The sequence below is a fragment of the Terriglobia bacterium genome (genome assembly GCA_032252755.1).
Classification (GTDB): domain Bacteria; phylum Acidobacteriota; class Terriglobia; order Terriglobales; family Acidobacteriaceae; genus JAVUPY01.
The window spans coordinates 1-18,331 of the sequence record JAVUPY010000059.1; the positions used below are offsets into that span (position 1 = coordinate 1).

Here is an 18,331-nt window from a genome sequence, read left to right on the forward strand (position 1 = left end):
CGGAACTTGATGTTCGGGTTGTGCTTGCCCAATACCTTCGTGATCGCCGCCGTCAACGTCGTCTTGCCATGATCGATGTGACCAATCGTGCCAACGTTTACGTGCGGCTTGCTGCGGTCAAATTTCTCTTTCGCCATTGCTCGAGCTCCGTCTTGTTATTTCTTCAGCACCCCGCCCGGTTCCGGACGGCGAAAATTTACTTTTTGCCCTGCACCTTCGCCACGATCTCCTCGGCCACAGACCGCGGAGCTTCTTCGTAGTGCGCAAAGTGCATGGAGTAGGTCGCGCGGCCCTGCGTGCTGGACCGCATATTGGTTGCGTAGCCGAACATCTCCGCGAGCGGCACCATCGCCTTGATCACCTGCGATCCGGCGCGATGCTCGATGCCCTCAATGCGGCCGCGGCGGCTGTTCAGGTCGCCGATGATCGTGCCCATGAATTCTTCGGGGACAACCACTTCGACCGACATCACCGGTTCCAGCAGCACCGGGCTGGCCCTGCGGGCTGCCTCCTTGAACGCCATCGATGCGGCGATCTTGAAGGCCATTTCGTTCGAGTCGACTTCGTGATAGCTGCCGTCGTACAGCGTCGCTTTCACGTCGACCATCTCGTAGCCGGCCAGGACTCCGCCTTCCATCGCTTCACGAATGCCCTGCTCCACCGGCTTGATGTATTCCCTCGGCACCGTTCCGCCAACAATGTCGTTGATGAACTCGTAGCCCTTACCGGCTTCGTTCGGCTCGATGCGGATCTTCACGTGTCCGTACTGGCCCGAACCACCGGTCTGCCGGATGTACTTCCCTTCCGCTTCCGAGTGCTTGCGAATCGTCTCGCGATACGCCACCTGCGGCTTGCCAACGTTCGCCTGGACGTTGAACTCGCGCATCATGCGATCGATGATGATTTCGAGGTGAAGCTCGCCCATTCCGGCGATGATCGTCTGGCCGCTGTCGGGGTCCGTGCTCACGCGGAACGTCGGGTCTTCCTGCGCCAGTTTGCCGAGCGCGACGCCCATCTTCTCCTGGTCGCTCTTCGTCTTCGGCTCTACGGCGACCGAAATCACCGGTGCCGGGAACTCGATCGACTCGAGAGTGATCGGGTGATCTTCGTTGCAGATCGTGTCGCCGGTCGTGACGTTGCGCAGTCCGACGCAGGCGCAGATGTCGCCGGCGTAGATTTCGCTGATCTCTTCGCGCTTGTTGGCGTGCATCTTCAGCAGGCGGCCGATACGTTCGGTCTTCTGCCTGCCTGAGTTCAGCACGCTGTCGCCGGTCTTCAGGTGCCCCGAGTAAACGCGAATGAACGTCAACTGGCCGACGAAAGGATCGGTCATGATCTTGAACGCAAGTGCCGCGAACGGTTCCTTGTCGTCCGAGTGACGAATCACTTCCTGGTCCGGCTTATCGGGGTTGATACCTGTCACCGGCGGAACATCCAGCGGTGAAGGGAGAAAATCGACAACTGCATCGAGGAGAGGCTGAACACCTTTATTCTTGAAGGCTGTGCCGCAGATGACCGGGAACAGCTTCAGGCCGATCACGCTCTTTCGCAGCGACTTCTTCAAATCGTCGGCGGCAATCTCTTCGCCCTCGATGAACTTATGCATCAGCTCATCGTTGTCATCGTTCTCGACGATCGTTTCCACCAGCAACTGGTGATACTGCTCAGCCTTCTTCTTCAGTTCGGCTGGAATATCTTCCACCGAATATTCCGCGCCCATGGTTTCGTCGTGCCAGAAAATTGCTTTCATCTGGAACAGATCGACGACGCCCTTGAACTTGTCTTCCTGGCCTATGGGGATCTGGATCGCGACGGGCTTGGCGTTGAGGCGCTTCTTGATGGTATCGATGGCGTGCTCGAAATCGGCGCCCATCTTGTCCATCTTGTTGATAAAACAGAAACGCGGAACACCGTATTTATCGGCCTGCCGCCACACGGTTTCAGACTGCGGTTCGACGCCATGCACGGCGTCGAACACCGCGCACGCGCCGTCCAGCACGCGCAGCGACCGTTCCACCTCGGCGGTGAAGTCGACGTGACCCGGCGTATCGATGATGTTGATGCGAATGTCGCGCCAAACGCAGGTAGTCGCGGCCGACGTAATCGTAATGCCGCGCTCCTGCTCCTGCGCCATCCAGTCCATCGTCGCCGTGCCTTCGTGCACTTCGCCAATGCGATGCGTGCGGCCGGTGTAGAACAGAATGCGCTCGGTAGTCGTAGTCTTACCGGCATCGATGTGCGCCATGATGCCGATATTCCTGCAACGCTCTAATGGGACCTGTCTTGGCAACTTCTTATCCGTTTCTTCTTCTGTTGTGCCCTACCCTTCTCGCGAAGCGAGAGGGTGGGGCTGTTCCTGACGGCTTACCACCGATAGTGCGCGAAAGCCTTGTTGGCTTCGGCCATGCGGTGCACGTCTTCCTTCTTCTTGATTGCCGCGCCCTTGCTGTTAGCAGCATCGAGCAGCTCATTCGTGAGCTTGTCGATCATGCCCTTTTCGGGACGCAGACGCGCATAGGTCAGAATCCAGCGAATCGCCAGCGAAGTCCGGCGATCGGGGTTCACTTCTACGGGAACCTGGTAGTTGGCACCGCCCACGCGGCGGGTCTTCACTTCCAGCAGCGGCTTTACGTTCTCCACCGCTTTCTTGAACAGTTTCAGAGCTTCGTCGCCGCCCTTCTGCTCCAGCTTCTGCATCGACTCGTAGAAGATTCCCTGCGCGGTGCTCTTCTTGCCGTCCCACATCATCGAGTTGACGAACTTGTTGACCAGCGTCGAGCTGTAGACCGGGTCCGGCAGCGGCTCCCGCTTCGATATATGACCTTTTCTCGGCATCTCTTGTCCTCACTCTTCCCGGCCGATCTCGGCCGGTACTCCCACGCGACGCCCTAATGCGCCGGCGGGCGGTTTGAAATTCGGTGCTTCGTGCCCTACCCTTCTCGCGCTTTTGGCGAGAGGGCGGGGCGTTTTTTACGCCTTCGGTCTCTTCGCGCCGTACTTCGACCGTCCCTGCTTGCGGTTGGCAACGCCAACCGAATCCAGGGTTCCCCGAATCACGTGATAGCGCACGCCCGGCAGGTCCTTCACACGGCCGCCACGAATCAGCACGATCGAGTGTTCCTGCAGGTTGTGGCCGACGCCCGGAATGTAGGTCGTCACTTCGATCCCGTTCGTCAAACGAACACGGGCGACCTTGCGCAACGCGGAGTTCGGCTTCTTCGGCGTCTGCGTATAAACGCGCGTGCAAACCCCGCGCTTCTGCGGGCAGGCCTGCAGAGCGGGGCTGGCGGTCTTATAACGCGGCGCCGTACGGCCTTTTCGCACCAACTGGTTAAACGTAGGCACTCTTGCTGCTCCTTTGGTGCCCTACCCTTCTCGCGCGTTTTTGGCGAGAGGGTGGGGCCTTTGCCATTCGCCGGACACGCACAAACGTCCGGCGCGGGCACATCTCGGGCCCGCATCATTACTTAATCCCTTTTCAGGGGCTGGCAGGACGCACAGTCATTCCGGGCGAACGATTCCTCCCGGAACCGGGTCTCAGGCCATACTTCCCCTCATGCACATTCGCATCCGGGGAGTTTCATCTCTTGAGTGACCTTACGACGGTGGCGCCTCGACCGAAGGCGGGCACTCCGTTTCGCAGTCTTTCGCCTGCATACCCTTCCACGAGAGGAAGGTAGCGCAAGCATGTTTCAGCGAGGGAACCCTTTTAACGGATACCGAAGTATCCTCGGGCACAACTTCTACAGCTCAGCTAAACCACTACAAGCAAAGCTAAATTGACTCGCAGAACCTACTTAATATAACAACTCGGCCCGGGAGCGTCAAATAGCAATTCACTCGCCGTATCGCCACGCCTTGAATCATAACCATTTTGTGGGATCAGGACGGGCAAACCGCCTCTAAATCCCCGCAAACCACGCATATCCAGCTTCCGGCGAGGCCGATCCCAGGCCTTTGCCGAACTTTTTGATATCGTCGGTCACCGTCATCTTGGTAATAAACTTCACGCTCTTGTAACCAAGCTGGCGCGGCAGCCTCAGTCGCAGTGGCCCGCCGCTCGGCACCGGCAAATCACTGCCATTCATGCCGTACGTGATGAAAGTCTGCGGGTGCATCGCATCGGCCATATCAATGCTTTCCCACCAGTCCGGCTGAATGGAGTAGTAAACGACATACTTGGCCTCAGGCCGCGTGCCCACCAGATCCAGCAAATGGGAGAGCGGAACCCCGTTCCACTCAGCAATGTAAGACCAGCCCTCTTCGCAAGCCAACTCGGTAATCTGATTTCGCGATGGATAACTCTTCAATTGCGCAACTGAGAACGCCTGGGGACGCTCGACCAGGCCATCGACAGAGAGCCTCCAGTCAGCGAATCCTCCCGCCTGTAGTCGCTGGAATTCGTCAGGCAGTTTATCGACCGGATCGGCAAACGGACGCTTGGAAATCTTATCGCGCGAGAATTCGCGAGCCATCGAGTGCCTCGTCAGCAACCGCATAGAAGCGTAAGTCAGGGTCTCTCCGGGACCATAAAGACCGCCATGGTCGGGAGGTACCAGGCCATATTTCTCAGCCAGCCGCGCAGCGACCCCTAGTCCGGACACACCAGCGACAGTAGCGACTCCACCTGCGATGAATCTCCTTCGCGAAACATTTTTCTTCATACATCCTCCCGAGGTGTCGTTGCTCGGCCCGTGATCATGGCGCGCACACGACTCCAGAAGCCGGCGCGCCAGACCATCACAACGTGAATCACCAGGAACATCGCCAGCGACAATGACAGGAGAAAGTGAAGTGTGCGCGCGGTTTGCCGCCCGCCCAGCAGCGTAACGCTTGTTGGGAACGCGGATACAAACGATGGCGACATCGCCAACCCCGTCCAAATGATCAGTGGGAACAAAACGAAGACGACGGCGATGTAGGCGATTCGCTGGAGCACGTTGTACGACCATGCTTCCGCCTCGCTCGGCCGCTCGAATCGCAGATGATGCACCACGACCTGCCGAATGCTCCCCCAGGAAAATTCGCCTTTCTTCGGGAGCAACTCTCTACGAAAGTGTCCGGCGAAAAAGCCAAACAGCAGGTAAACGAAGCCGGTCAGCACGATTCCCCACGCGCTCTGAAAGTGCAGCGCCCGGCTCCAGCCATTCTGATCCGGCAGAACGTAGGAATACCCGGTCGGCACGTGGCCTCTCGACGACGGTATGGGAATTCGAAACAGGGGCGTCGTCAGATCGTTGCCCGTCTCGCCCCAGTAGAACCGCGGGTGCGAGATAACAATCTCCATACCCGTCACAAGCAGAGCGAGGAAGCACAGTGCGGCGACCCAGTGCGTCACCCGCACCGTCAGCGTATGGCGAGCAACACCGGCAGCATCCGCCGCCTTCTTTTCCATGACGCGATTTGCGAGTGGCACCTGCGCTTGGCCGGTTGTCGACATGGTCGCCTCTCTATGGTCAAAACCGACACCGCAAGATACTCATGACCCGCCGCCAACGGCCGATCTTTCATTTCGAACCGAACGAGCATCTCGGGAAACTGTCGAACCCCCGGGCACCCCACGGCCCAGGCAGCGCGAGCATTGTACCCCAGCACCCCTCAATTTGTTCCGACCTCAAACGCAGTTTCTCTGCAACCGCGAACCGCCCACGTCGAAACCTATCCAGCAACCGCGGATTGTCCATGAGAAGGAGATATCTTGCCATCTGTCGACGGTGAGAAACGCTCAAAGAAAGTAGCCCAGCACGTGAGTCTGCGTGAGAACTCGATGTCCGAAGATCGGGTGGAACAAGTTTGCGATTCAGGCCGCGGAGCGGCCGTTCCATGTCTAGCCACGGGCTTTTAGCCCGTGGACAAGTGGACAAACGCCTCCAGTCGCGGAGCGACGACTAAGTTCTCACACAGACACGTGAGTGCGGGGTCAGCCATCCAGCCGTTTCCTCGAGTCGCGCGACGATAGACGCGGATAGATTACGAGATGCCGATATATCGCAAACAATCGCGGCCTACACGTTCAGAAGCGATTCATCACACCACACATCGGCGTAATCATCTGCAAGCACGAAGCGAGAACCCGGCGGCAGTCCGAGGAAGTCAATCACCTGGGGGAGCCGTTGCTCAAGGTGCGACGTATGCAGTGGCGCGAAGAAATCGGGAGACGATGAGTACTCTCCACTCCAGATGAACCAACCATTCGTTGCGTCCGTTGGTGGGTGTCGCAGACCGTTGATCGGCTTGCGCCCAAGCGTCTCAATCGCGAGTCCGACCTTTGATTCCGGGCTACATGCAACAAACTCGCGCCCATAACGCGCACACACGGCTCGTTGCTTCTCTTCAGTACTTGAGCTCATTGCTGCAAGCAGTATCGCAAATGAACTGTTGTTCTGCGATAGTTGGCGCGATCAGGCCACCCATCCCATAAATTAACTAAACTGATCCTCAGGCGACATCCATAAGCGACTTATCCCACCATCCCCAAATCACCTAATACTTTCCGCCACTTCCATTAATTCTTCCGCTCAATTCCCGTTTTGGGAAAACCTTGTCAAGAGACATTTTTTGTCATTTTCTCCGTAACTCCATCATTCCACTCGAAATATAGTTTTCAGAAAAATGTCACACTACCCCCCACCCAACCTGCTATCCTATAAGTAGAGTAGAAGAAACCAAGGCGTCCGCCATCGCGGGCGCCTTTTCCGTTTCAGGGAGAGATCTGGGTGCCCCATTCTTCGCGCACGCCTTTCGCGCGAAGGGTGGGGCCGTTCTGTAGTTGCGGATTGCGGATGGCGGATTGCGAAAGTAGTTGCTAGCTAATGGTCAATTGCTTTCCTCGCACCTCGTACCTCGCACCTACTCCCTTGATTACAAAGCACTTCCTTTTACTCGCCTGAAAACATTGAAGTTAATCTAATTTCTAGCCTAACCCGCTGATTCCAAAGAATCGGCAGGGGGGAGGGGTCATGCCATCAGTACCACTTTGCCAACACCTCAAGACCAACGGAAAATCCTGCGGCTCGCCCGCACTCAAGCATCGTCGCTTCTGCTACTTCCACGACGAGTCCCGCAAGCGCCGCCGAGCCTCCGCCAAGCGCGCCAAGGCGTTCGTCACCCGCTACAACGCCCTCAACATGCCCATCCTCGAGGACGCCAACGCCGTCCAGGTCGGACTCATGGAAACCATAGACGCGCTCATCGACGCCCGCATCACCGAGCGCCAGGCCGGACTCATCCTCTACGCTCTTCAAACCGCCAGCGCCAACCTCAAACACACGACGTTTGAAACCGACGCCCCCAAACCCGCCGAACCCTGGGCCGCCGAACTCCTCACCCTCCTCCGCGGCCTCCCCAAGGACGAAGACAAATCCGATGCCGCACCAGACACCTCGTCATCTCGACCGGAGCACGCGCTAGCGTGCGTAAACACCTTGTCATCTCGACCGGAGCACGCGCCAGCGTGCGTAGTGGAGAGACCTGCATCTCCCTCCGCGTCCTCTGCGTTAATCACTCCTTCCGATGGCACGATGGCCCGATCACCCGATGGCACGATCCCCCGCATTCACGCCGCAGCCCTCCAAAAAGTCGAACTCGTCATTCCGAGCGGAGCCGCGACTGGTCTTTCCGCGTCGCAGTCAATGCGGTCGCGGCGCAGTCGAGGGACCTGCATTTCTCCCGCACACATTTGCACGTCATTCTCCTTCGCGCCCTCTGCGTCAATCAGTTCTTTCAATGGCACGATGGCCCGATCACCCGATGGCACGATCCCTTAACTTGCTTAAAACTCCACCCAACCTCTACACTGATCCATTCCTTTCCTAGTTCAACCGCGCGGGGGGCACTCCGCGCGGGGAGGATACATGCGGCGGTTCTCATTCCTGATAGTTTTTGTTTTACCCCTGTTTGCCCTCATCTTTCCCTCCTGCGGCGGCGGCACGCCCAAAGGCAATGTCGTCGCTTCGGTGACCGTGCCCCTCAATACAATCTCCATGAACAGGGGCGATGTCGTTACTCTCTCTCCCTCGGCAGCCGATAAGAATGGCACCAGCGTCCTCGCCGATTTCACATATTCCTCCGCCAACACCGCCCTGGTCAGCGTCTCGCCGAATGGCGCCATGTGCGCTGGCACATGGGACAGCAAATACATCGTTTGCACCAAGGGCCAGAGCACTGGCAGCACCACCGTTACGATCAGTGCAAGCGGGGTCTCGACAACCGTCACAGTCTATGTGCATGCCACCGTGGACCGGGTTGAGGTTGATCCCATTGGCGCGGATTGCGTGTCTTCCGCAGGCACCCTGCAATTGACGGCAAAAGCCTATACCGACGATCCCACTGCCTGCACCGGCGGCCAGACCCCTTGTGAAGTCCCGTCTGACTCGCTCGGAAACTTCGTCTGGAGCGCGGATAACACGTCTGTCGTCACCTTCGACAACAACACCAATATCGGTCTTGCCACCGCCGCCACACCGGGCCTCACGAAGGTTCACGCCAGCATCGCTTCCAACACCAGCCCCGGCGTTAACTTCACCACCTGCCCCATCGTTTCCTTGAGCATCGCGACTACGAGCGGCGGGACCGCCCCGTTCAGCCTCGCCAAGGGCGGCACGCAGTCCCTGGTCGCCACCGCTATCGATTCCAAGAGCACCACTCTCACGAACATCCCCGTAACTTGGGTGTCGTCGCAGAGCTTCGCGCTTTCCATCGCCCCCGTGGCCTCTACGCCGCAGACCGCCACTGTCACCGCGAACAATCCGGGTACCGCGAGTTTCCTGGCTACTTGCACTCCGCCAAGCTGTAATGTCGGATTGAACCCGATCTACAGCAACTTGATGGTTGGGAGCCTGTCGGGTACATCGAATGACACCCTTTACGTCGCGAGCCGCGACTCGTTGCAACTGGTTCCCATCGATCTCGCCAATAACAATTCAGTCGGAACCGCAATCACCCTGGGCCAGAAGCCGAATTCGTTCGTTATGTCGCGCGACGGCAACTTCGGTGCGCTGGGATCCGATTCCAGCAGCGCCATGTCGCTTACCACTTCGTCGAACACCGTCACTAACCTGAATGTCGCCGGCACCATGTTGGGCTATTCGCCTGACAGTTCCCTCCTTGCGTTTCAGGCGCCTGACCTCGCCGGAGTCGAACTCCTCGGCTCCTCCAACCTTGTGCTTGCCGCGGAATTGCCGTACGACACCAGCAATACCAACGTGCGCGTCGGCTTCACCCCCGACTCTCACACCGTGTTCATGACCCAGGGCACCAGCCAGTTCGCATACTGGGATCAATCCACGCAGCCACAGACACTGACGCTCAGTGGACCTGCGAACGACGTCAACTTCATGGCGACGGGACACGCCGGCTACCTCGCTGGCGGCGCGCCGGGACAGATCACTGCTCGCGCAACCTGCGACCCCACCGCCCAGGTTGACAGTAAACCTGCGTCGAACCCGCAGTTCGTTCGCGCCATACCGGACGGCTCGGGAATGCTGGTGCTGGATCCGCCCAACATCATCGTGCTCTCGCCGGTCTCAGGCGATAACGCCTGCCCCAGCAACGTCCAGTCCAGCGAAAACTCCTACACCACTGGAGTCTCAAACCCAACCCAGTTCTTCGTCACGCCGGATAGCTCGAAAGCCTTCATCACCGACGGCAGCAAGACCGTGTACATCTTCAACCTGAGTTCGCACACGACCACACCGGTCACACTCAGTGGAGTCAACGCCACCTTCGAGGCCGCCATCACCCTCGACAGCCAGTTCGCCTACATCGGCGCTGATGACGGCAAAGTGCACAAGATCGATCTGACATCCGGCACCGACGTCGGCCAGATCGATCCGGGCCTCAAGCAGACCGACAACACCACCCGCGCTCTGCCACACTTCGTGGAATTAAAACACAAGAAATAAATCAGGCGGGTGAATAGCGAAAAAGGTAAGCCTCGACTGAAGTCGAGGCTTTTGCCTTTGTGATCCTTCGTGTTCTTCGTGGTTAAACCCGCTGTTCCAGTTCTTTCGCAACGCTGTCTAGCACTCCGTTGATGAACTGGACCGACTCCGGAGACGAGTAGCGCCGAGCAATTTCCAGCGCTTCGTTGATTACGACCGGACGCGGAGTTTTGGGGAAGCCAACAAATTCCGCCACACCCGCACGAAGAATGTTGCGGTCCACCGTGGCCATCCGATCCATCCGCCAGTGCTGCGCGTGCTTTTCAATCAGCGAATCGATCTCTTCGCGTCGCTCCATCGCTGTCCGGAACAAATCCTGCGCGAAACCTTTGACCGCATCGTCGAGGTCTTCCCGCTCTTCCCAGAATGTCTTCTCAACCTGCTCCGAAGATTGCCGCGCCATGTCGGATTGGAACAGCATCTGCAACGCCAGTTCCCGGGATTTCCGCCGCGTGCCCATTTTCACCTTCACTGTGCCGGCGCGCTCTTGGCCTGCTTGCGCGACTTCCTTCCCGTTTTCTTCTTCAACACCGCCATCTCGACCGCCGCCAGCGCCGCTTCCCAACCCTTGTTGCCGGCCTTCAGACCCGCACGATCGATTGCCTGCTCGAGCGTATCGCAGGTAAGCACGCCGAAACCGATCGGCACGCCTGTCTCCTGCGTCGCCTGCCCAATACCACGAGTGACCTCGTTGGCAATGACTTCGTAGTGCAGCGTATCCCCCCGCAGCAGACAGCCGAGTGTTACGACTGCATTGTACTTGCCGGTTTCGGCCAGCGTCCTTGCCGCACCGGGAATCTCGAATGCTCCCGGAACGCGAACGATCTCAATATGCTCGCGCTTCACTCCTGCCTGCTTCAGCGCGATCAGAGCCCCGGAAAGCAGCCGCTCGGTGATGAACGAGTTGAATCGCGAAACCACCAGCGCAAACTTCATTCCCGCGCCACTCACTTCGGCCTCGACGTTCTTGTGTCGCCAGTCCTCGTTGTACGAAAACACCGCAAGGTGCCCAAGAGCCAGCGGCAACTCGAGCGTGAACATCCGCGCACCCCAGTCGTGGTCCGCGATCTCCTCCGCAACCTTGAAGCTGTGCTCTTTCGCGTACTGGTACACGGTATCCGCATTATCGACTTCAATCACCAGGTCGGCATTCGGAAATCCTTCCCCCATGCCGATCTCAACGCCCGACTCCGGCGCCTCAAACTTGATGCCCTTGCTCCGCCGCCCATCCCAGGATTCACCAATCGCAAACCCGAGCGCCCGAAAATACCCATCGAGCACCTTGTAGTCCTCTTCGCGTTTGCAGAAAAACAATCTATGAAATGTCTTGATCATTACGAGTCACCGCCGGATGTGCCGCGCATCTGCCATTCGTGCCCCACATCTGCCGCAGTCAGCAGATGTGGGCTTGGGATGTGGGTTCAGGCAACTCAATCGTAACAGGTGGGGAAAGATCGAGCCATCAAATCGAGCCCTGCAGATCGTGCCATCGTGCGATCGAAAATCCGATCTTCAATGGCACGATGGCACGATCGCCCGATGGCACATTTCTTACTTTCCTTTGAACTGTGCGGCTCTCTTCTCAAGGAACGCCTTCGTTCCCTCGTTCTTGTCTTCCGTTGAGCAGCACAGCCCAAACAGCGACGCCTCCAGGAAGAGGCCTTCCTGCAGCGTCATCTCCATGCCTTTATTCACGGCCTCGATCACGTACTTGCAGGCGAGCGGACCGTTCGCCATGATCTTCGCCGCCAGTGCCTCCGCGCGCGGAATCAACTCGCCCAGCGGCACTACTTCATTCACCAATCCGATGCGGTAAGCCTCTTGTGCCGTGACCATGTCGCCACTCAACAGGATCTGCTGCGCGATGCCCTTACCGACAAGCCTCGGCAATCTCTGCGTTCCACCGTATCCGGGAATGATCCCCAGTTTCACTTCGGGCTGTCCGAACTTCGCGTTCTCGCTAGCCAGGCGCATTGTGCACGCCATCGCCAGTTCGCACCCGCCGCCCAGCGCGAAGCCGTTCACGCACGCAATCACCGGCTTCCCACAGTTCTCGATCAGGTCGTACACAGCCTGCCCTGCTCGCGCATACTCCGCGCCATCGACCGGACTCAGTGTCGCAAGTTCGTTGATATCGGCTCCGGCGACGAATGCTTTTTCGCCTTCACCGGTCAGAATCGCCAGTCGTATCTCGTCACTGTCCCGAACCTCGGTAAATGCCGACCGCAACTCCGCAATCGTCGCCCGGTTCAGCGCATTCAAAACCTTCGGCCGCGACACCGTCACATAAGCAATTCCGTTCTTCTTTTCCAGCTTAAGATTTTCAAACGTAGGAAGATTTGCCGTAGTAGCCATATTTCTCCATTAGCAATCAGGAAGGATCACACCGTTTTCTTAAACAAAACCGAGTCGTCCTGCTGAATCGTTTTCCACGACTCCGGACGGCTCAGTAGATGCAGTAATACGGTCACGAAGAAAAGCAGAGGGCCCACCCACGATCCCCAGCCAACGTCAGTCTGCTTGTATACGAGGGCCCAGTACGAAATTCCGAGGCAGAGAACATTTACCACCAGGCCGGCCCACCAACCCCAACGCTCGCGCCGCCACACTCCGATCAGCGGCGCAAGGAAGAAAAACGAAACGGCAATCGCTATGGTCCCGTGTCTCGCGACAGTCGAGGCCTCACCGAAATCCGCCGACCGTGGAGACCGCGACATCGCAAAGAGGTACATTCCCGACACAAAAAACATCAGAAAGATCAGGAACTGCATGAACTCGAGCGCTTTGAAAAGGTAGCGATTCGCCATTCACGGTCCTCCCGGCTTACAACCGGTCACAGCAACGCCTCGGGGATCACGCGTATTATGCGCTTTTTCCCTGCAAAGCGGCATCCTGCGGTACCGGCTTCTCAGGATTCGACCAGTCATAGAAGCCCTTGCCGCTCTTCTTGCCGTACCATCCTGCCATGACCATCCGCTTCAGCAGCGGCGGTGACGCAAATCGGCGCTCCTTGAACTCGTCGAACATTACGTGCGTGATGTAATACGTCGTGTCCAGTCCCACGAAGTCCAGCAACGTGAACGGCCCCATCGGATACCCGCAGCCCTTCATCATCGCCAGATCGATATCCGCAATCGACCCCACTCCCTCTTCGTAGGCCCGCACGGCATCCAGCATATAAGGCACCAGCAGCCGATTCACAATGAACCCGGTCTTATCACTCGTCCGCACCGGCGTCTTGCCTACCTTCGTGCCGAATTCATACGCCGCTTCGAACACCGCATTATCGGTCGCAATCGTACGCGCGACTTCCACGAGCGCCATCAGCGGCACCGGATTAAAGAAGTGCAGCCCGACGAACCGGTCCGGACGCTTCGTCGCCGTCATCACCTCGGTCACCGAAATCGATGATGTGTTCGTGGCGAAGATCGCATCCTTCTTTACGATGCCGTCCAGTTTCGCGAACATCTTCTTCTTCTCGTCGATGTTCTCGATGATGGCCTCGATGACAATGTCGCAGTCCGCCAGGTCCTCAATCTTCAGAGTTCCCTTCAACCGGCCGCGGATCGTCGCCGCAGGTTCTTTTAGCTTGCCCTTCTCTTCGAACTTCGCCAGCGACTTCTCGATCGAGCCGAACCCTTTATCCAGAAACCGCTGCTCGGCCTCGAGCACCGTGACGTGGAATCCCGCCGTCGCCGAAACCTGCGCAATACCCGACCCCATCAATCCACAACCCACCACGCCAACTTTCTTGATGTCCACGCTTCCTCCGTCGCAGTTATGATTTCGAATTCTCCACAATCAACGCAATTCCCTGCCCGCCGCCAATACAAGCGGTAGCCAGCCCAAACTTCCCATTCCGCCGCTTCAACTCATACAGCAGCGTCAGAACGATTCTCGTCCCCGTCGCTCCCAGCGGATGGCCCAGCGCAATCGCTCCACCGTTCACGTTTACTTTTTCGCGATCGAGCCCCAACTCTTTTTCCACTGCCAGGTACTGCGCTGCAAACGCTTCGTTGACTTCGATCAGGTCCATGTCCTCGAGTTTCAGTCCAGCTTTTTTCAGCGCTGTGCGTGAAGCAGGCACCGGACCCGACCCCATGATTCGCGGGTCGACCCCAGCGATGCCCCAGGCGATGATTCGCCCCAAAGGCTTTGCACCGTGCTTTTGAGCGTCTTCCACGGGCATCAGCACCACCGCCGCGCCGCCATCCACGATCCCGCTAGCGTTTCCCGCTGTAACCGTGCCGCTCTTACCAAAGGCCGGGCGCAGCTTTTTCAATTGCTCGATCGTCGTCTCCGGGCGCAAATGGTCATCCTTCTCGAACATCTCTCCCGTCGGTTCGCCGCGCTTGTTGCGCATGGGAACCGGCGTTATCTCCTCCGCCAACCTGCACGCCTTTTGCGCCTCGCCCGCAAGTTTCTGCGACCGCAGCGCGAACTCATCCATGTGCTCCCGCGTGATCCCCTGCTGGTCGGCGTACAACTCCGCCGTCTGCGCCATGTACAACCCGCACTGGCTGTCATGCAGTGCCACCATCAGCGAGTCTTCCAACTTGCCCTCGCCCAACCCGACGCCCCAGCGCATGCCGTGAATCGTGTGCGGCGCCTGAGACATCGATTCCATCCCGCCCGCCAGCACCGTTCGCGCTTCGCCCAACTGAATCATCTGCGCGCCCGTGACGATCGACTGGATTCCCGAGCCGCAGATGCGGTTCACCGTCAACGCCGGCGTCTCCACCGGCAACCCCGCCTTGAGAGCCACGTGACGCGCCCCATACAGCGCGTCGCCCGAGGTCTGCTGCGCGTTCCCGAAAACGGCGTGATCAATCTCCGCCGCGTCCACGCCCGCGCGCTTCATCGCTTCCACGCTAGCAATCGCTCCGAGTTCCTGCGCGGTGTAGTCGCGCAGGGCCCCACAATAGCGCCCCATTGGAGTGCGGGCGCCGGCAACAATGGCGATATCCGAAGGCTGCAACATAAAGACTCTACAAATCGATTCCGAACTGACGCAGGGTTGTGCCCTGCCCTTCTCGCGAAGCAAGAGGGTGGGGCAATCATCCCTAAACAAAACTAATGAGTGTATCAGTGCGGAAACTGTGGGTAAACTTGAGCAACTAGCAAACACAACCGCGAATCGGAATAGGAGAGTAGTAAGCGCATGAGCCGGCTCTTCGAATCATTCGAGTACTTAAACCGAGGGTGGGATGCCAGAGCATTGGAAAACATCTCGCTCCGAAAGGCATTCCTGTTTGTTGTAGTTTTTCTGTTTGTGCTGGGCATGGCATTCGGAATGACATTGTTTGCTGTCCTTCGCCTGCATCACTTCGATGTGCTACATACGCTTGCTAACCTCGTCTACCTCTTCATCGCTTATCGCTACGTACGACTTATCTATCGGCGTCTGGGGCAGGAGTCCGCGGCAACCGGCTAACTCGCATGTAATAACAGCCCCGGTCATCGCCGAGGCTGTCATCCGTCTCCCTGACTTTTGATCCCAATTAGTGCCTTACCTGCCGGTCGTGTTTCTGCCGGTAGATGTGGCGCGAAATCTTGTTCTGCTGGTGGTTCACTCGTGCCCGCTCGCCCGGCGTTAGAGTTCCACCGTTCGCGTACCGGTCGCGTGCGACTTCGCGGTTGATGTGCTTCTGCTGGTTCTCCATCCGAGCCGCTTCCGCCGGGGTCAACGAACCGCTCTTGATCCCTTGCCCGATGCGCTCCTGCTGTAGCCGCTGGCGCTGTCCAACTTCACTCTTCGGATTTACGTTCTGAAGCTGCGCGGCGTGCTTCTGGTTATAAATCTGTTTTGACAGGTGGCTCTGCTGTTTGCGAACGCGCGCCCGCTCTGCCGCCGTGAAGGTCCCGTCGGACTTCATGCGGTTCTCTTCGCGATTGATCCGGGTTTCTTTCTTCTCCAAATGTGTGGCTTCACCCGCCGTAAGCGAACCGTTCTCGATACCGTTCCCGATGCGCTGCTGCTGGTTATCTTTCCGCTGATTGATCACGGGCGAGGGGGCCTGCGCCATCGCGCCGATGGAAATCGCACTCAAAGCCACCGTGAAGATGGCACTCTTCCATACAAATTTCATATCGTCTCCGTCGTCTCCAGGTCCGTTGAACTGCCGGCCTGCCGCCGTTTCCCGGCGTGTCACCGCAAGCAAACACGAGTATCCAAGGAAAGTTGCTGGATGAGGAGGTTACTTTCGGGGAGGTTATTTTGGGCATTGGACGCAGACTGCAACTAACCCAGCATCACGCGTTCTTTAACCCCGGAAGCACGAAGAATTCTGATCAAGAACCTTCGTGTCTTAATGACTTCCTGGTTTTCTTCTTTTTTCCCAGCTTTACAGTCCTGTTTCTATTCGCGATCTGGGATCCAAATAATCCCTCAGCGCATCGCCAATGAAGTTGAACGACAGCACCGCGAGCATCACCGCGATAGCCGGAAAGATGACCAGGTGCGGCGCGCTGAAAAGGTACGAGCGGCCGTCGTTCAGCATCGACCCCCAACTCGCCGTCGGGGGCGGCACACCCAGCCCCAGGAAGCTCATGGTTGCCTCCGCGAGCACAGCTCCGGCCATGCCGATCGCGCCTTGCACGATTACCGGTTGCATGATGTTCGGCAGGATGTGTCGCGTAACGATGCGCCAATCGCTCGCCCCAAGTGCCCGCGCGGCCTCGACATACTCTTTTTCTCGGGCCGCCAACACCTGCGCGCGTACCAGTCGCGCATAGCCCACCCACCCACCAATAATCAGCGCGAGAATCAGGTTGATCAGACCCGGACCGAGGAATGCCACAAACGCGATCGCCAGCAGGATTCCCGGAAACGACAGGAATGCGTTCATCACGATGACATTAACGACCTTGTCGGTATAGCCGCCGTAATACCCTGCCAGCGATCCGATGATCGTTCCCAGCAGCAGCGACCCTGTTACTACGCTGACGCCGACCAGCATTGAAATACGCGCGCCGTATATCACCCGCGAAAGGATGTCCCGCCCCAACTCGTCTGTCCCGAACCAGTGATGTGCCGAGGGAGGCTGCAATCGCATCGGCAGATCGATATGCGCCGGATCCTGCGGCGCAATCCACGGCGCGAAAATCGCAAACACCACGAAGACGCACACCAGCACGAGCCCCGCCGTCGCCAGCGGATTGCGCCGCAGCACCTGCACCGTCGGCGCCTGCGCCACGCTCGTAGCCGTCATTGCCGGACTAGCCATTTTCAGGTTCTAGGTACGAGGTTCGAGGTACGAGAAAAAGCGATTGGAATCGAAAAAGCTCCGCCTTCGTACCTCGAACCTGGCACTTTGTACCTCGCACCTCACTGCCTTATCCTCGGATTCAGCACCGAGTACATCAAATCCGTCATAAAATTCACGGCCACATACGTCAGCCCGATAAACAGAATGCAGCCTTCTACCAGGAAGTAATCGCGACTGGAAATTGCCGAGATCGTCATCCGTCCAATACCCGGCCAACTGAAAATCGTTTCCGTGACGATTGCTCCCGCCAGTAGCGCACCGAACTGGAGGCCTAGCACGGTAACAATCGGAATCATGGCGTTGCGCAGCGCGTGCCTGTAGACGACCACGTTCTCCGAAAGTCCTTTAGCGCGCGCAGTGCGAATGTAATCCTGGCCGAGTTCTTCCAGCATTGAGGTGCGTACCATGCGCGTCAGGATAGCCGCCAGCGCCCCGCCCATCGTGATCGCGGGGAGAACGAGATGTTCCAGTGAACCGCTGCCCGAAACCGGCAGCCACCCCAACTTGATCGCGAAAAACAAGATAAGGATCGGCCCCAGAGCGAAGTTCGGGAACGAAAGGCCGAGCAGGCTGACAAAACTCAGTGTTCGATCTTCCCATGTATTCCGTCGCAGCGCGGAGCGTACTCCCGCCGGAATCGAAATCACAATCGCCACGAGCAGCGCCGCCAATGTCAGTTGGATGGTCGCCGGATAAGCCTGCAGGATGATCTTCGTTACGCTCTGGTTGAACCGTATCGACGTCCCGAGGTTCCCATGCAGAACGCCCACCCAGTAATGCACGTACTGCTGCCCCAGCGGAACATCCAGCCCGTACGCGTGCCGCGCCGCCTGTAAATCCGCCGCCGACACATTTTCCCCGAGCATCTGCAGGATGGGATCGCCGGGCACGAGATGAATGAGAAAGAACACCACACTCACGACCAGCCAGATGACCGGGATCATGTACAGCAGTCGGGATGCAATGCGGCGGAGGAGAAGCATTCAGCAGTCAGCGCTCGGCGTTGAAGGCCATTTCAGTTTGCCTGGAAAGGCACGGTCTCACCCATGGCGTCGAAAAAAGATCGATGCAGTGGCTTAGACCGTTGTTTCTCCCGACCTATCCGGCGATTTATAAGATGGA

At 58.0% G+C, this 18,331-nt stretch carries 19 protein-coding genes; 3 read left to right on the forward strand and 16 right to left on the reverse strand.

Annotation, left to right across the window (positions count from 1 at the left end; all coding sequences use genetic code 11):
- From ROO76_13680 to ROO76_13710, 7 genes are all read right to left on the reverse strand, one after another.
- Positions 1-137, reverse strand: a 137-nt coding sequence (locus tag ROO76_13680; protein ID MDT8069211.1) for a GTP-binding protein, incomplete at its 3' end; no start/stop codon positions are given.
- A 59-nt stretch (positions 138-196) separates the two neighbouring features.
- Entirely contained in the window at positions 197-2,290 is a 2,094-nt protein-coding gene (gene fusA / locus ROO76_13685; GenBank protein ID MDT8069212.1) for an elongation factor G, read from the reverse strand.
- A 74-nt stretch (positions 2,291-2,364) separates the two neighbouring features.
- A complete protein-coding gene (rpsG, locus tag ROO76_13690) occupies positions 2,365-2,835 on the reverse strand; it encodes a 30S ribosomal protein S7 (GenBank protein MDT8069213.1) in 471 nt (156 codons plus the stop codon).
- Positions 2,836-2,970: 135 nt separating this feature from the next.
- Entirely contained in the window at positions 2,971-3,345 is a 375-nt protein-coding gene (gene rpsL / locus ROO76_13695; protein MDT8069214.1) for a 30S ribosomal protein S12, read from the reverse strand.
- Between the two features lie 557 nt (positions 3,346-3,902).
- Positions 3,903-4,664, reverse strand: a complete 762-nt coding sequence (locus ROO76_13700) for a molybdopterin-dependent oxidoreductase (protein ID MDT8069215.1) — start codon at positions 4,662-4,664, stop codon at positions 3,903-3,905.
- Positions 4,661-5,440, reverse strand: a complete 780-nt coding sequence (locus tag ROO76_13705; protein ID MDT8069216.1) for a cytochrome b/b6 domain-containing protein — start codon at positions 5,438-5,440, stop codon at positions 4,661-4,663. The genes ROO76_13700 and ROO76_13705 overlap by 4 nt, the downstream gene beginning before the upstream one ends.
- Before the next feature lie 565 nt (positions 5,441-6,005).
- Complete coding sequence (locus tag ROO76_13710) at positions 6,006-6,350, reverse strand: hypothetical protein (protein ID MDT8069217.1); 345 nt, start codon at positions 6,348-6,350, stop codon at positions 6,006-6,008.
- Positions 6,351-6,959: 609 nt separating this feature from the next.
- Here ROO76_13710 and ROO76_13715 point away from each other — a divergent pair.
- Together ROO76_13715 and ROO76_13720 are read left to right on the forward strand one after the other, a co-directional pair.
- On the forward strand, positions 6,960-7,766 hold the full coding sequence (locus tag ROO76_13715; protein ID MDT8069218.1) for a hypothetical protein: 807 nt from the start codon (positions 6,960-6,962) through the stop codon (positions 7,764-7,766).
- Between the two features lie 87 nt (positions 7,767-7,853).
- Entirely contained in the window at positions 7,854-9,902 is a 2,049-nt protein-coding gene (locus tag ROO76_13720) for a hypothetical protein (protein MDT8069219.1), read from the forward strand.
- Between the two features lie 82 nt (positions 9,903-9,984).
- Here the strand turns inward: ROO76_13720 and nusB are convergent, their stop codons facing one another.
- From nusB to ROO76_13750, 6 genes are all read right to left on the reverse strand, one after another.
- On the reverse strand, positions 9,985-10,401 hold the full coding sequence (nusB, locus tag ROO76_13725) for a transcription antitermination factor NusB (GenBank protein ID MDT8069220.1): 417 nt from the start codon (positions 10,399-10,401) through the stop codon (positions 9,985-9,987).
- A gap of 8 nt (positions 10,402-10,409) precedes the next feature.
- Positions 10,410-10,877, reverse strand: coding sequence for a 6,7-dimethyl-8-ribityllumazine synthase (gene ribH / locus ROO76_13730; protein ID MDT8069221.1), 468 nt, complete (start codon positions 10,875-10,877; stop codon positions 10,410-10,412).
- Between the two features lie 615 nt (positions 10,878-11,492).
- Positions 11,493-12,296, reverse strand: coding sequence for an enoyl-CoA hydratase-related protein (locus ROO76_13735; protein ID MDT8069222.1), 804 nt, complete (start codon positions 12,294-12,296; stop codon positions 11,493-11,495).
- Between the two features lie 26 nt (positions 12,297-12,322).
- A complete protein-coding gene (locus ROO76_13740; protein MDT8069223.1) occupies positions 12,323-12,748 on the reverse strand; it encodes a hypothetical protein in 426 nt (141 codons plus the stop codon).
- Between the two features lie 55 nt (positions 12,749-12,803).
- Entirely contained in the window at positions 12,804-13,703 is a 900-nt protein-coding gene (locus tag ROO76_13745; protein MDT8069224.1) for a 3-hydroxyacyl-CoA dehydrogenase family protein, read from the reverse strand.
- A 16-nt stretch (positions 13,704-13,719) separates the two neighbouring features.
- On the reverse strand, positions 13,720-14,922 hold the full coding sequence (locus ROO76_13750; protein ID MDT8069225.1) for an acetyl-CoA C-acetyltransferase: 1,203 nt from the start codon (positions 14,920-14,922) through the stop codon (positions 13,720-13,722).
- Positions 14,923-15,102: 180 nt separating this feature from the next.
- Here ROO76_13750 and ROO76_13755 point away from each other — a divergent pair, with 180 nt between their 5' ends.
- Positions 15,103-15,375: a hypothetical protein gene (locus tag ROO76_13755; GenBank protein ID MDT8069226.1), complete on the forward strand. Its 273-nt coding sequence runs from the start codon at positions 15,103-15,105 to the stop codon at positions 15,373-15,375.
- Between the two features lie 67 nt (positions 15,376-15,442).
- Here ROO76_13755 and ROO76_13760 read toward each other — a convergent pair whose 3' ends face one another.
- The 3 genes from ROO76_13760 to ROO76_13770 all read right to left on the reverse strand — a co-directional run bounded on the left by ROO76_13760 (position 15,443) and on the right by ROO76_13770 (position 18,192).
- On the reverse strand, positions 15,443-16,030 hold the full coding sequence (locus tag ROO76_13760) for a hypothetical protein (GenBank protein ID MDT8069227.1): 588 nt from the start codon (positions 16,028-16,030) through the stop codon (positions 15,443-15,445).
- A gap of 255 nt (positions 16,031-16,285) precedes the next feature.
- Positions 16,286-17,152: an ABC transporter permease gene (locus ROO76_13765; protein ID MDT8069228.1), complete on the reverse strand. Its 867-nt coding sequence runs from the start codon at positions 17,150-17,152 to the stop codon at positions 16,286-16,288.
- 116 nt (positions 17,153-17,268) lie between these two features.
- Entirely contained in the window at positions 17,269-18,192 is a 924-nt protein-coding gene (locus ROO76_13770; protein MDT8069229.1) for an ABC transporter permease, read from the reverse strand.
- Between the last annotated feature and the right edge of the window lie 139 nt (positions 18,193-18,331).

What these genes read in the sequence shown, in the direction of transcription:
- ROO76_13735 (MDT8069222.1), bottom strand. Translation starts at nt 12,296, where the DNA reads ATGGCTACTACGGCAAATCTTCCTACGTTTGAAAATCTTAAGCTGGAA.
- ROO76_13765 (MDT8069228.1), bottom strand. Translation starts at nt 17,152, where the DNA reads ATGACGGCTACGAGCGTGGCGCAGGCGCCGACGGTGCAGGTGCTGCGG.
- ROO76_13770 (MDT8069229.1), bottom strand. Translation starts at nt 18,192, where the DNA reads ATGCTTCTCCTCCGCCGCATTGCATCCCGACTGCTGTACATGATCCCG.
- rpsG (MDT8069213.1), bottom strand. Translation starts at nt 2,835, where the DNA reads ATGCCGAGAAAAGGTCATATATCGAAGCGGGAGCCGCTGCCGGACCCG.
- ribH (MDT8069221.1), bottom strand. Translation starts at nt 10,877, where the DNA reads ATGAAGTTTGCGCTGGTGGTTTCGCGATTCAACTCGTTCATCACCGAG.
- ROO76_13715 (MDT8069218.1), top strand. Translation starts at nt 6,960, where the DNA reads ATGCCATCAGTACCACTTTGCCAACACCTCAAGACCAACGGAAAATCC.
- ROO76_13720 (MDT8069219.1), top strand. Translation starts at nt 7,854, where the DNA reads ATGCGGCGGTTCTCATTCCTGATAGTTTTTGTTTTACCCCTGTTTGCC.
- ROO76_13755 (MDT8069226.1), top strand. Translation starts at nt 15,103, where the DNA reads ATGAGCCGGCTCTTCGAATCATTCGAGTACTTAAACCGAGGGTGGGAT.
- ROO76_13710 (MDT8069217.1), bottom strand. Translation starts at nt 6,350, where the DNA reads ATGAGCTCAAGTACTGAAGAGAAGCAACGAGCCGTGTGTGCGCGTTAT.
- ROO76_13700 (MDT8069215.1), bottom strand. Translation starts at nt 4,664, where the DNA reads ATGAAGAAAAATGTTTCGCGAAGGAGATTCATCGCAGGTGGAGTCGCT.
- ROO76_13760 (MDT8069227.1), bottom strand. Translation starts at nt 16,030, where the DNA reads ATGAAATTTGTATGGAAGAGTGCCATCTTCACGGTGGCTTTGAGTGCG.
- ROO76_13705 (MDT8069216.1), bottom strand. Translation starts at nt 5,440, where the DNA reads ATGTCGACAACCGGCCAAGCGCAGGTGCCACTCGCAAATCGCGTCATG.
- ROO76_13740 (MDT8069223.1), bottom strand. Translation starts at nt 12,748, where the DNA reads ATGGCGAATCGCTACCTTTTCAAAGCGCTCGAGTTCATGCAGTTCCTG.
- ROO76_13750 (MDT8069225.1), bottom strand. Translation starts at nt 14,922, where the DNA reads ATGTTGCAGCCTTCGGATATCGCCATTGTTGCCGGCGCCCGCACTCCA.
- nusB (MDT8069220.1), bottom strand. Translation starts at nt 10,401, where the DNA reads ATGGGCACGCGGCGGAAATCCCGGGAACTGGCGTTGCAGATGCTGTTC.